Genomic DNA, 13,515 nt, shown 5'->3' on the forward strand with positions numbered 1-13,515 from the left:
CCGCGCGCTAGCTATCGGTCTGACGCAGGCCCATGCGGGTGGCATGCCAGGCCGCCTCCGCCCGGCTGGAAATACCAAGTTTGCGATAGACCGCCTTGATATATCCGGCGACGGTGGTCTCGGCCAAACCGAGCTCGGCCGCCACCTCGCCCGTGCGCAGACCGCGTCCGATCAGGGCCAGCACGTCGCGCTCCCGATCCGTTAGACGCGTGTCGATCCCGACCGGACCCGTCAGGCGGAAGTGATCCATGATGCGCCGCGCGATGGACGGTGACAGGGCGGGCACGCCATGGCTGATCTGCATGAGTTGACGGGTCAGCACGCCTGCTGGGTTTTCCTTCAGCAGATAGCCATCGGCGCCCGCCGACAGCGCCGCGACGACCGTGGCGTCATCGGCCATCACGGTTGTGACCACACACAGAACGCCAAGGTGATCGCGCTTGATGTCTCGCAACAGGTCCAAGCCGCTCCCATCGGGCAGGTTGAGGTCAATCAGCGCAAGATCCAGTCCATCCGACAGCAAGGGACGCGCCTGGCCGAGGCTATTGGCCAAATGAACCGTGCAGCCCGGCCAAGCCTGCTCGATCAGGTCCGCCAACCAACCCCGCGTTTCGACAATATCCTCGACGATCAGGGCGTTCTGCATCGCTATTCCCCGGCCAACGGCATGGCGATCGTCCCATCGAAGGGCAGGATCATGCGCAACGTCGTCCCATGGGGCCCGGTATCCAGCGCGAAATGCCCGCCCAAAGGTTCGGCGCGGATCGCCAGGTTGTCCAACCCATTGCCCCGCGCCGCGTCTTGGGCGATGCCCGTACCATCGTCACGGACGACCAGGGAAACGGATCCATCCTGGGTCGAAAGCTTCACCGACACGCGCGAAGCATTGCTGTGGCGCAGGGCGTTGCCCGTCGCTTCCCGCACGATTGCGCGCAGCGATGACGCCACGGCGGCGGAAACGGTCACATCGGGCAGATCTCGGTCGGCCCACTCCAACGGAAGGCCCGCCGCCTCATAGATCATCCCGACTTCGCCACGCAGGTCGGCCACCACCTCCCGCAAGGGCGCATCGACGGCTTTGGTGTTGGCAACGATGTCGCGCAGGTCGGAGAGGGTCTGCCGGATCAACGCGTTCTTCCGCTCCGGCTGAGCGGAATGGAGTGCGCCCAGCAGTTGAACCCCAATGTTGTCATGGACATCCCGGTCGATGCGCGCCCGCTCCATCTCCACGGCTTTGTCCCGCGCATCGGCCAGGGCATCGAGACGGGCAATCGTGCCGACAATCCCCTCGGCCCGGCGCAGATCCGACGGCGCATAGAGCCGTCGCCCCCCGCCCGTCCACCGCAGCCGAAGGGGCGGAACGCCAGCAGGCCCCGGGACGTCCAGAGCCGCCCCTTCGTCGATCAGCGTCGGAGCCTGGACAGCACCCGGCGCCGGGTCAATGGTGAGCGGGCGAAAGGCCGCCTCAAGCACATCGCGATAGCGGGCCTCCCGCTCCTGGGGTGTGGGGGCCAGGGCAACCGCCCCGATGGCATCGCTCAGATCTTCGGCAGGTCGGGCCGTTCGACGCCGCAGAACCGCCGAAAGCTGGTCCCGAAACGGCAGGTACAGAACCACGACGATCAAAAGCGCGCTGCTAAAGGCGGGGACCGCGTCAAAGGACAGCGACGAGATCAGCGCGGCGTCCAGCCCGAAGAGCAACACAACCCCGACCGCATAGTAAAAGATCCGAAAGGACCAATCGCCCAGGTCGAACATCCGAAACCGCGCGACCCCAATGGCGAGGCCCAGGTAGACGAACAGGAAGAGCAGGAACGCATGGCCTTGGCGGATCGTCGGCTCGTACCCCAAGGCGCCGGGAACGGCCATGAGCGCGATGAACATACCGGACCCAAAAACCACAGAGATCCCGAACCAGACGGCGATGGACCGCTCCTTCGGGTTTTTACGTGTTGCCCAGAGCTGCGCCAGCAGACCCAGGACGATCATCCCCATTTCCACGGCCGTGGCGAGGTGGCCCCCCGTCGCCCGCGAGGCCCAAAAGCCCAGCGGATTGCCCAAATACCAAAGGGCAAACACGACTGGCTGGATCCAGACCGCCCAGAGTGGGATCAAACGGACCGGGTAGATCAGCATCATGGACCCCATAAAGGCCCCAAAGGTGATCGCACCGAACACGTTGAGCGACGAGACGAACGTCCAGGTGGCCTCTGGCAGGGCCAAATCGCGCGTCGAATAAAGCGCCGCGGCGAAGATGGCTAAGGCCAATCCTGCCCCCGCCGCCGCAAAAAGCCAGGGGGCTAGATCTTTGGGACGCAGGCTTGCTGCCCAGCCCCCCAAAACGAGTGAGGACACCGCGACCAGGATCTGAATCCAGAAGACGAACGGCAAACTGCCGAGCGGGCGGCTTTGGGCGGCGGTTACGGTTGCGGCGGCCTCATCGGTCACAATGGTCACCGGCCCGGCGCGCAGCGCCTCGGTCAGAGCGCCCTGATTTGCGAAGAGATCCCGCATGGCTTGGTAGCTGGGCAGAACATCCGGCTCCTCCAAGGCGTCGGCGGGGGTCACGTCGATCCGCCCCGTGGACCCCTCTATTGCAAGGATGCGGCTCCCTTGGACGTCAGCGGCGGGGCCTGCCGGGTCGAAGCCCGTGATGGCGATGCCCGGCCCCTCGCCCCCGATCGTCTTCTCCGCCCCGATCCAAGGTTGGTTGAGCGCGGTGACCGTGGTCAGAACAGACAGGATTGCCGCCAGCACGACAGCCAAGGATGTGCCAAACACTGGCCCTATACGCAAACCCGTCCTGACAGTCATCTGCGCCCCCCAACACACCAGAAACTCCTGACATTAGAAGGGCATGCCAAGAACCACCGGTCAAGGCTATGGCAGAGGACCGTTCGCCAGGGGTCAAGTCGGGAAATGCCCCCCTAAACGGGGGGTATGAGGGGCCGCTCTGTGGTCGGAGTGGGCTTGGTGAGTAGGACATCCGGCGCCGCTAAGGGCTTTGACACGGGCGATGCTTGGGCTTGGTAGAGCGGGAGGGACACTGGACCCTTGGCGCTCTGGATTTCGACTGTGCGTATTCGGTCCTGGCACCCAGCGGCAGCAGGAAGCATGCAAGATGGTGCTCCTCTTCGCCTCAGCAAAAGAGCACAGGCTACATGCGTGTCAGCCACTAAGGCCACCGACGCCGTTAGTTCCGGGGGTGAGGCGGCGACACGATTACGCAAAGGGATCATTTGCAGGGTGGACCACGCTCTTATGCTGCCCCTCGCGTCTTTACGCGGCGCGTGAGAGCCTAGGCCGAAATGTGATCCCGCCAGATCATGGATCACTCCGTTTAGAGGACTTTACCCGTTCAATCATGGCGCCACAAAAAAAGGGGCGCCCAAAAAGGACGCCCCCTCTTAGATCCATTTCGGATGCCGCCCTAGCTGCGACCCTTCCAGGGCACCAAGACGTTCTCTGCCTTGCGCATCAGGATATCGATCCCGAACCCGATGATCCCAATCAGGATAATCCCCATGACAACGACGTAGGTCTGTTGGAACTTGGAGGCGGTCGTGATCATCATGCCTGCGCCGACGTTCGCCGCCACAAGTTCCGCCGCGACCACCGTGCCCCAACAGACCCCCATGGCAACCCGCGCCGCCGTGAAGATTTCGGGCAAGGAGTTCGGAATGATCACATGGCGCAAGATCTGCGTCTTGGACGCGCCCAGGGAATAGGCGGCATGGACCTTGGTGATGTTCACACCAGAGACCCCTGCCCTGGCCCCGATGGCCATGATCCAAAGCGCGGCCAGAAACAGCAGCACCACTTTCCCGGTCTCATCGATCCCGAACCAGATGATGACCAGCGGGATCAGGGCCAAGGGCGGCACGGGCCGCATAAACTCCACGATCGGGTCAAACCAGCCGCGGAACCAATCGCTGAGGCCCATGGCATAGCCAAGCGGGATGCCAATGGCCGCACCCAAAACGAAGCCCGCAAGCACACGGAACAGCGAGTAGCCAAGATGCTCCCACAGGGTGAAGTTGCGGAACCCATCGGTGGCCACATCGACCACCGCCTGCCAGACCCGCTCGGGCGACGGCAGGTAGAGGGGGCGCATTTGCAGGCCAGGATCGGGCACGAAGCTCAGACTACCACGGGGTGTCATGTTGACGACGCCATCGGCGGTATCGACCGACCCACCGGGTTCGATGGGCGCGCCATTAACCGCGACAATGCGGAATCCGTCAGCGTCGCCACCCACATCGTTCCGCGTGGCCCGGATCAGCGCGGAACTATAGACCGGAACCTCGTCAAAATCGTTGAGGGCAAAGCCGTCGCCCGCGTCGGCTTCGATGCTGTCCACATCGGCGCCGAACTCATGGACGCGCACGAAAACCTCGGCGTCATCCTGGCTGCCGTCAGGTGCCTGGGCCGTATAGCTGAAGGAGGTGTCGCCTTGGAAAGGGGCTGGCACATGGATCGGCACCAGTTTTGAGCCGGTGAACGCGCCCCAGATCAGAAACAGCACGACGACAGAGATCACACTGGCCGCGCGATTGGGGCGCACCGCGCTTTCATCCCCAAAAGTCACGGTCTTGAGGGAGGTGAAATCCTTGCGCTGAGTCCGTTTGCCAATGGCCGTTACGATGAAGGCAGAGGCCGCAAACAAAGCGACGTAGACGACGACAATCAATATCCCGGTCATATCAGGCGTCCTCCGTCCGGCCCATGATTTCCTCTTCCATCTCCCAGATCATGGTCAGGATCTCTTCGCGGGTAGAGGCGAAATCAGGGTGTTTCTTGACCTCTCGCAGGTCGGCGCCCACGCCCATTTCGGCGAAAGGCAAGCGGTATTCTTTATGGATGCGCCCAGGACGCGGGGCCATTACCAGCAGGCGTTCTCCCAAGAGCAACGCCTCTTCCACGGAGTGCGTGATGAGGATGATGGTCTTGCCCGTCTCTTTCCAAAGCTCCAGCACCAGGCCTTGCATCTTTTCGCGGGTCAGCGCGTCCAAGGCGCCCAGAGGCTCGTCCATCAGGATCACGTCAGGTTCATTGGCCAGGCAGCGGGCCAAGGCCACGCGCTGCTGCATCCCGCCCGACAATTCGTAGACCATCTTGTCCTTGAAGTCCTGAAGACCCGTGATCTCTAGCAAGCGATCCGACGTCTTACGCCGGTCGGCCTGGGGCGTGCCCTTCATGCGGGGACCGAATTCCACGTTGTCGCGGACGGTCATCCACTCGAACAAGGCGCCCTTTTGGAACACCATGCCCCGTTCGGCGTCCGGGCCCGTAACGGCGTGGCCGTTCAGATTGATCGCGCCGGAGGTGGGCGCCAGAAACCCAGCGACAATATTGAGAAGTGTCGTCTTGCCGCAGCCCGACGGCCCGAGCACGGACAATAATTCCCCACTTTTCAAATCGAGCGATACATCCTTGAGCGCCTGAACAAAGGAGCCATTGGGGAGATCAAATCGCATCGAGAGGTTCTCGATGGACAATCCAGTCGTCATACGATGTCCCTTCCTGGGTCTGCTGTGCGGTCAGACCCGTTGCGTCGGTGCTCGTGGCCCATGGAGCCTGTGGGCCATTCGCGCACGGCACACCGATCGGTTGTGACTGGGCAAGGTGTGATCGGTCTATGACACACCCCACCCGTGATGTGAGAGGGGCGGACCGTTTGGCCCGCCCCATCGTCGTTTTGGCTTACATCGCCGCCGCTTCGGTGAGCGGCTCTGCGTTGACTGCATCCTCATAGCTGTCGAGCGCCGAGGGGATGGAGCCTGCTTCCACGAAGACGTCCGCGACGCCCTTCATGAAGGTGGAGGCGTTGCCGCCCAGCCACTTCTCCGAGAGCTGCTCGTCAACGCCCGGGAAGGACATGGTCGAGATCGACGCCTTGGCGTCTTCGACGCTCATCCCAGCTTCGGACGCGATGACGGCCAGTTGCTCATCGCTGTTGTCGGCGTTCCAAGCGGCATTGGCTTCGGCGGTCACGGCCAGGAACTTGGCGACCACCTCGGGGTTCTCGTCCACGAACTGCGTCGGCGCCGAGGTCACGTCGAACACCAGAATGCCCAGGTCTTCCTTTTCGGCACCGGTCAGCAGCGTGTTGCCCGATTCCTTCATGCGGGCCAAACCACCGCCGTAGCCGCAGGCGAAGTCCACATCACCCTGCGACAGGGCCACAGCACCCGAGGGCGGATCCATGTCGACCACTTCCAGCGAGGCGAGGTCGACGCCAAAGTGATCCATCTGACGGAGGAAGCCATAGTGGGCAGCGGTGCCCAGCGGCACGGCGACCTTCTTGCCCGACAGCTCGGAGGCGTTCTCTTTGTCGATCTCAAGCTCCGCGTTCACCACGCAGTTGTCGTTCTCCGAGTAGGAGACGGCCACGTCCAGGACCTGCAGGTCTTGACCGCCCGAGGCCGCGACCACGAAGGGCGGCACGCCCTGGGACACAGCGATCTGCACGTCGCCCGAGGCCATGGCGGCGGACATGGCGGTCCCGGTCTCAAAGCTGACCCAGTTGACCGTCAGGCCCAAGGCCTCGTCATAGGCGCCCGAGTTCTTGGCCGTCATGAAGGGCATGGGCCATTCCAGGAAGTAGGCCACGGTGATTTCGCTCAGGTGGCCATCGGCGTGGGCCGCGTTCATCGGCAGCAGCGCAGCGGCGGCGGTCGTCGCGGCCAGGAAAGTTCTCTTCAGCATTAAGGGGTCTCCCAGTTGGTGTTTGGCGCGTTTTTGGTTGGCGCCTTGGTTGGTGCCGACACCGAAGTTTCGGTCGCAGACAGGTAGGGTCATTGCACTCCCTGTGTGAATGACTGGCCAGTCCAGCCAGCAATGTCCAGTCTATCGCGCATGCGAAGTGCCGCCATCCCGAGGCCAGCGCCCAAGGATTGGAGACGCGCCGCTGGATACGGCGAGATATCGGTCACGGGAAAGGTCAGGTCCGAGGCGGGTATTCCAGACGCCCGGCGGGCCAGTTCACCGCCCATGATCGACGACATCGCCACCCCGCGGCCGTTGTAGCCCAACCCGACTGTCAATCCGGGCATCGGTTCATGCAAATGCGGCACCCGGTCCGCTGTCAAAGCGATCCGTCCACCCCAGCGATATCGCCATGTCACGCCCCGCAAGCTCGGAAAGATCTTGGGCGCATCCTGCATCAGCCACGCATAGCCACGGCGCCCCAGCCCCCAAAGGTTGAAACCGATTCCGCCAAAGACGATCTGTCCGGTGGCTTCGCGTCGGGCATACATGATCAGCCTGCGCGTATCCGAAATGGTGTGCCCCTCGGGCAGGATCGACTGTAGCCGCTCCTCAGGCAGGGGGTCGGTCGCGATCTGAATGGGGTGCAACGTCAGAACGGACCGCTTCAACCCCGGCACCAATCCATCGGAATAGCCGTTGGTCGCCACGACGACCTGCGCGGCGGTGACATGATGGGCGCCGCTGGTCAGCGTCCAGCGCTGTCCGTCCCGCTGCATCCGCGTCACCGGGGACCTTTTAAATATGCGCGCGCCGGCCCGTAGGCAGGCGGTCGCAAGACCGCGGGTCAAAGCAAGCGGCTGAACCGCGCCGCCCTTCGGCGACAGCACGCCAGAGACGTAGCCCTTGGCCCCCGTCATCACCTCGACTGCATCGGCCTCCAGCACCTCAAACCCGGCGCCATGGGCGTTCCAAAGCCGCGCGTTTTCCCGCGCTATGCCCGCCGCGCGGGGACAATGGTCGGCCCGCACCCATCCAGCCTGCCGCGCGTCACAGGCAATTCCAAGCCGTCGGATCAAAGCAAATAGTGCGTCGGCCGATCCAAGGGCCGCATCGCACATCCGGTCAAAGTAAGTGGTCCCGACGGCTGCGCGCAGCGTATCGGGGCGGTCCACAGGCAACATCGGGTTGACCTGACCCCCGCTGCGCCCAGAGGCGCCCTGCGCGATGTCTCCGGCCTCAAGCAAGACGACCTGCGCCCCACCGTCTGCCAGGTCCAGAGCAGCGCGTAGACCCGTTAGGCCCCCGCCGATCACGGCCACGTCGCAGGACAGGTTATCGCGCAAAGGCGAAAGACCCGGAAAGTCGGGTGCTGTCTGCGACCAGAAGACCGTCTCTTTTGCCAAACCTACGATGCCCCCCGGCATGAAACCTTGCGCAGCTTCCCCACGTGCGCTGCTTCGGAAGCCTAGGCGCCTGCTCGTTTCTGCGGCAAGCGTGGCGCCCATCTGGACCTAAGGGTCCAAAACGTCTGGCCCGATGCAACGCAACAAATGAGGCGCATGACAGCGAGGTGAATGCTATACCAGCACCTAGAAATCTTCAGTCCCTTCGTCCCAGGAGCGTCCGATGAAAGACTTCAACCAAAATGACCTGACCGCCGTCGTCGAAGCCGACCGCGCCCACGTCTGGCACCATCTGCTGCCCCACAAGCCGCTCGAATCCTCTGACCCCCGCATCATCGTCGAAGGCAAAGGGATGCGTGTTTGGGACCAGAAGGGCAAAGAACATTTGGACGCCGTGTCCGGTGGCGTCTGGACGGTAAACGTTGGTTACGGGCGCGAAGAAATCGCCGACGCAGTGCGCGACCAGCTGGTCAAGATGAACTATTTCGCACAGTCCGCCGGGTCCATTCCCGGGTCACGTTTTGCCGAACGCCTGATCTCCAAGATGCCGGGTCTGAGCCGTGTGTTTTATGCGAATTCCGGTTCGGAGGCGAACGAGAAGGCCTTTAAGATGGTGCGCCAGATTTCGGCGCGTCACCACGGAGGCAAGAAATCCAAGATCCTCTATCGCCACCGCGACTACCACGGCACCACGATCACCACGCTGTCGGCGGGCGGCCAAGAACACCGCAACGCGCTCTACGGGCCGTTTACCCCTGGCTTCGTTTCGGTCCCCCACTGCCTGGAGTACCGCGCCCACGAACAAGGCCTGGAGGGCGAGGACTATGGGATCGCCGCCGCCAACGCCATCGAAGAGGTCATCCTCCGCGAGGGGCCCGACACGATCGGTGCCCTCTGCCTGGAGCCCATCACGGCTGGCGGCGGTGTGATCGTCCCTCCCAAAGGCTATTGGGAGCGGGTTCAGGAGATCGTCGAGAAATACGACATCCTGCTGCATATCGACGAAGTGGTCTGCGGCGTGGGCCGGACCGGCACCTGGTTCGGGTATCAGCACTACGGCGTGAAGCCAGACTTCGTGACCATGGCCAAGGGCGTCGCCTCTGGCTACGCCGCGATTTCCTGCTGCGTCACGTCCGAGCGTGTGTTCGACATGTTCAAGGACGCGCCCGAGGATCCGCTGCACTACTTCCGTGACATCTCCACCTTCGGGGGCTGCGCGGCTGGCCCGGCGGCAGCGCTCAGCAATATGGACATCATTGAGCGCGAGGGCCTGCTGGAGAATTGTACCGCCATGGGCGAATACATGTTGGACCAGCTGAACGCCTTGGCCGACCGGCACGAGGTGATCGGCCAGGTGCGCGGCAAGGGTCTGTTCCTGGGCGCCGAACTGGTTCAGGACCGGACCACCAAGGAACCTGCCGACGAAAAGAAGGTCCAAGCGGTGGTCGCTGACTGCATGCAGCAGGGGACGATCATCGGGGCAACCAACCGATCCATCCCCGGCTACAACAACACCCTGTGCTTCAGCCCCGCGCTGATTGCCACAAAGGGCGACATTGATGAGATCATCGAGTCCGTCGATGGCGCCTTGGGCCGCGTTTTCGGCTAACTTTATCTAGATAGCCCCCCGCCCATCCGGGCGGGGTCGCAGCGCCAGTTGACGGGTCTGTTTGGCGGCCTACCTGCGCCTCCATGACGCACAAACTGGCCATCTTGTTTCTTGACAGCCTGGCAATCGGCATTGTCGTTGCAACGTCCTTCCTGACGTGCCTGCTGGTGTTTCAACCCGAGACCTCGGGCGTGACGCTCAACGGAATGGGGCGTGTGACCTTCACACTGATTTGGATGTACTTGTCGGTGTCTGCCGCCCCATTTGGCACGCTCTATCTTTTGTGGCGCATGCGGCAATCGTGATGGCGGGCGATTGATAAGTCCAACTTGGCGGCCTTATAGTGCCAGTCATGCCAGTCGCCGTCGAAACCTTTATCCTCGATCCAAACCACCAGGGGACTCTGCAACGGCAGTTGCAGGACATCGTGACCGCCGGAATCCTAGAGGGCCGGTTTCGTCCGGGCGACCGTATGCCGTCGTCCCGTGGGTTGGCCCGGCACCTGGGGATCAGTCGGATCACCGTGACCCTGGCGTATACGGAGCTTGTGGCGAATGACTACTTATCGTCGCGCGGACGGTCGGGATACTTCGTGTCCGAGACAGCGCCACGCCCGCCCGTGGTCGCCAATGCCGCCGCCGTTCCGGGCCACAGCAAAGTTGACTGGTCTCGGGCGATTGGACGGCGCACCGTGGCGTCGCCTACGCCAGATCGTCCCGAGGACTGGCGGCGGTACCGCTACCCCTTTATCTACGGTCAGGCGGATGCTCGGCTGTTTGACCATCAGAATTGGCGCAAATGCGCGCTGCAGGCCTTGGGCGCCCGTGACTTCGAGGCCATGACCTCCGACAGCTATGGGCGCGACGATCCAATGCTAGTGGAGCAGATCATTCGCCTGATTCTCCCTCGTCGGGGAATCGTCGCCCATGGGGATGAGGTGCTTGTGACCCTGGGCGCCCAAAATGCGCTGTGGATGTTGGCGCAGATTCTTTTGACGCGCTCAAAGACGGCGGTGGTCGAGCATCCATGCTATCCCGCCCTGCGCGCCGTGCTGCAACAGGCGGAGTGTACGACCCTGTCTATCCCGGTGGATGGGAACGGTTTGCCGCCGGACCGCGTGCCCCGGGCCACGGATGCCCTGTTCATCACACCGTCCCACCATTGCCCCACCTCTGCGACGATGCCGGTGGAGCGGCGGCGCGAAATCCTGTCGCGCGCGGACCGCGATGATTTTCTGATCGTGGAGGACGATTACGAGTTCGAGCTGGCCTTTGCCACGTCGCCTTCGCCGGCGCTCAAGTCCCTGGATCGGTCGGGACGGGTGATCTACGTCGGCAGCTTTGCGAAGTCCCTCTTTCCCGGTCTGCGCCTGGGCTACATCGTCGGCCCTGCACCCTTGATAGAGGAGGTGCGGCGCCTGCGCACCCTGCTGGTGCGTCAGGTTCCCGGCCATATTCAACGGGCCTGCGCTTACTTTCTGGCCCACGGGCATTATGACGCGCAGGTCCACAAGATCTCCCGCGCGTACCGCGAACGACGGAGCGTGGTGGAGGCCGGGCTGCAGGCCGAAGGGTTAACCATCGCGGGCTCGACCAAGTTCGGCGGCTCCTCGCTTTGGATGAAAACGCCCGGGGATGTCTCTGCCCGTGTCCTGGCCAATCGCCTCCGGGCTCAGCAGGTGTTGATTGAGCCGGGCGGGCCTTTCTTTGACGACGGCGATGATCCGGGGACATTCTACCGGCTCGCCTATTCCTCGATATCCGTCGCCGACATCCCCGAGGGCATCAAACGGATCGGCACCGAAAGTGCCGCGCTCGCCGATCGCCCAATGGCGCGATAGCCGCCTTGGTCCTGACCTTCCCCAAACCGGCGCGCCCCGCGACCTCTGGCGCTAAGGCGCATATCAATTTGGTCCTATAGAGGTCTTGACGGTCGTCCTAGTCTTGCGGCAATACTTCCACAAATCGAGACTTACGGTCTCAATTTTGAACACCAGGGGAGGAGCCAACCCATGAAGATGACCACCGAAGAAGCCTTCGTCAAAACACTCCAGGCACATGGCATTCGCCACGCCTTTGGGATCATCGGATCGGCCATGATGCCGATTTCCGACATTTTCCCGGCCGCGGGCATCACGTTCTGGGATTGCGCCCACGAAGGCTCTGCCGGGTTCATGGCCGATGGCTACACCCGCGCCACCGGCGAGATGTCCATGATGATCGCCCAGAACGGCCCCGGCATCACGAACTTCGTGACCGCCGTCAAAACCGCCTACTGGAACCACACGCCCTGCTTGCTGGTGACGCCCCAGGCCGCCAACAAGACCATCGGTCAGGGTGGCTTCCAGGAAATGGAACAGATGAACCTGTTCGCCGACTGCGTGGCCTATCAGGAAGAAGTCCGCGACCCCACACGGATCGCCGAAGTCCTCACCCGCGTGATCGCCAAGGCCCACCGCCTGTCCGGCCCGGCCCAGATCAACATCCCGCGCGACTTCTGGACCCAGGTCGTCGACATCGAAATCCCCGAGCCCATCGTGTTCGAAGCCTCCCCCGGCGGTGAAAACTCGGTCGCCAAGGCTGCTGAGCTGATCTCCAACGCCAAAAACCCGGTCATCCTAAACGGTGCCGGCGTGGTCCTCTCCGAAGGGGGCATCGCCGCCTCCATGGCCCTTGCCGAAAAGCTCGATGCGCCTGTTTGCGTAGGCTACCAGCACAATGACGCCTTCCCAGGCAGCCACCCGCTGTTTGCTGGTCCGCTGGGCTACAACGGCTCCAAGGCCGGGATGCAGCTGATCTCCGAGGCCGACGTGGTCGTCTGCCTGGGCACGCGCCTGAACCCCTTCTCGACCCTGCCCGGCTACGGCATCAACTACTGGCCGACGGATGCGAAGATCATCCAGGTGGACATCAACCCCGACCGCATCGGCCTGACCAAGAAGGTCACCGTGGGCATCGTTGGCGACGCCGCCAAGGTTGCCACCGGCATCCTGAACGCGCTGGCCGATGACGCAGGCGACGCCGGTCGTGAGGAGCGTAAGGCGAAGATCGCGCAGACGAAATCCGCCTGGGCGCAGGAACTGTCCTCCCTCGACCACGAGCAGGACGATCCCGGCACCACCTGGAACGAGCGTGCCCGCGCCGCGCGTCCCGACTGGATGTCTCCGCGTAAAGCATGGCGCGCCATCCAGCAGGCCCTGCCCCGCGAGGCGATCATCTCCTCGGACATCGGCAACAACTGCGCCATCGGCAACGCCTATCCGGACTTCGACGAAGGCCGGAAGTACCTGGCCCCCGGCCTCTTCGGTCCCTGCGGCTACGGCCTGCCCTCGATCGTGGGCGCCAAGATCGGCCAGCCCAACGTTCCGGTCGTCGGTTTTGCCGGTGACGGTGCCTTCGGGATCGCGGTGAACGAGTTGACGGCCATCGGTCGCGGCGAATGGCCCGCCATCACGCAGATCGTCTTCCGCAACTATCAGTGGGGCGCGGAAAAGCGGAACTCCACCCTGTGGTTCGACGACAACTTCGTCGGCACCGAGCTGGACATGCAGGTCTCCTACGCGGGCATCGCCCAGGCCTGTGGCCTGATCGGCGTCCAAGCCAAGACCCAGGAAGAGCTGACGGCCATGCTCAACCAGGCGATCAAAGATCAGATGGAAAACAACAAAACCACGCTGATCGAGGTCATCCTGAACCAGGAGCTGGGCGAGCCCTTCCGCCGCGACGCCATGAAGAAGCCGGTCCGCGTGGCGGGCATCTCCAAGGACGACATGAACGTCGCCGCCGAGTAATC

10 protein-coding genes are annotated in these 13,515 nt (G+C 63.1%); 4 read left to right on the top strand and 6 right to left on the bottom strand.

Annotated features, from left to right (window positions below; all coding sequences use genetic code 11):
• Positions 1-7: 7 nt before the first annotated feature.
• The 6 genes from K5R33_RS13265 to K5R33_RS13290 all read right to left on the bottom strand — a co-directional run bounded on the left by K5R33_RS13265 (position 8) and on the right by K5R33_RS13290 (position 8,135).
• On the bottom strand, positions 8-646 hold the full coding sequence (locus K5R33_RS13265) for a response regulator (RefSeq protein ID WP_220749550.1): 639 nt from the start codon (positions 644-646) through the stop codon (positions 8-10).
• A gap of 2 nt (positions 647-648) precedes the next feature.
• Positions 649-2,814, bottom strand: a complete 2,166-nt coding sequence (locus K5R33_RS13270) for a sensor histidine kinase (protein ID WP_220749551.1) — start codon at positions 2,812-2,814, stop codon at positions 649-651.
• A 616-nt stretch (positions 2,815-3,430) separates the two neighbouring features.
• Positions 3,431-4,693, bottom strand: a complete 1,263-nt coding sequence (locus K5R33_RS13275; protein WP_220749858.1) for an ABC transporter permease — start codon at positions 4,691-4,693, stop codon at positions 3,431-3,433.
• Positions 4,694-4,703: 10 nt separating this feature from the next.
• The gene (locus K5R33_RS13280; RefSeq protein WP_220749552.1) at positions 4,704-5,510 is read right to left on the bottom strand and encodes a taurine ABC transporter ATP-binding protein; all 807 of its coding nucleotides are present in this window, start codon (positions 5,508-5,510) and stop codon (positions 4,704-4,706) included.
• 193 nt (positions 5,511-5,703) lie between these two features.
• Complete coding sequence (locus K5R33_RS13285; protein WP_220749553.1) at positions 5,704-6,708, bottom strand: taurine ABC transporter substrate-binding protein; 1,005 nt, start codon at positions 6,706-6,708, stop codon at positions 5,704-5,706.
• Positions 6,709-6,797: 89 nt separating this feature from the next.
• Positions 6,798-8,135 (bottom strand): NAD(P)/FAD-dependent oxidoreductase, encoded by a 1,338-nt coding sequence (locus tag K5R33_RS13290; RefSeq protein WP_220749554.1) that lies wholly within the window; start codon positions 8,133-8,135, stop codon positions 6,798-6,800.
• A gap of 202 nt (positions 8,136-8,337) precedes the next feature.
• Between K5R33_RS13290 and K5R33_RS13295 the strand changes: the two genes are divergently transcribed.
• The 4 genes from K5R33_RS13295 (at position 8,338) to xsc (ending at position 13,513) form a co-directional block, all read left to right on the top strand.
• On the top strand, positions 8,338-9,723 hold the full coding sequence (locus K5R33_RS13295) for an aminotransferase family protein (RefSeq protein ID WP_220749555.1): 1,386 nt from the start codon (positions 8,338-8,340) through the stop codon (positions 9,721-9,723).
• 83 nt (positions 9,724-9,806) lie between these two features.
• Entirely contained in the window at positions 9,807-10,028 is a 222-nt protein-coding gene (locus K5R33_RS13300; protein WP_220749556.1) for a hypothetical protein, read from the top strand.
• A 47-nt stretch (positions 10,029-10,075) separates the two neighbouring features.
• Entirely contained in the window at positions 10,076-11,563 is a 1,488-nt protein-coding gene (gene pdxR, locus K5R33_RS13305; protein ID WP_220749557.1) for a MocR-like pyridoxine biosynthesis transcription factor PdxR, read from the top strand.
• Positions 11,564-11,734: 171 nt separating this feature from the next.
• Positions 11,735-13,513 carry a sulfoacetaldehyde acetyltransferase gene (xsc, locus tag K5R33_RS13310; RefSeq protein WP_220749558.1) on the top strand — a complete coding sequence of 593 codons (1,779 nt, stop codon included), beginning with the start codon at positions 11,735-11,737 and terminating at the stop codon, positions 13,511-13,513.
• The last annotated feature ends 2 nt before the right edge of the window (positions 13,514-13,515 follow it).

The organism is Jannaschia pagri (genome assembly GCF_019655435.1).
GTDB lineage: Bacteria > Pseudomonadota > Alphaproteobacteria > Rhodobacterales > Rhodobacteraceae > Jannaschia > Jannaschia pagri.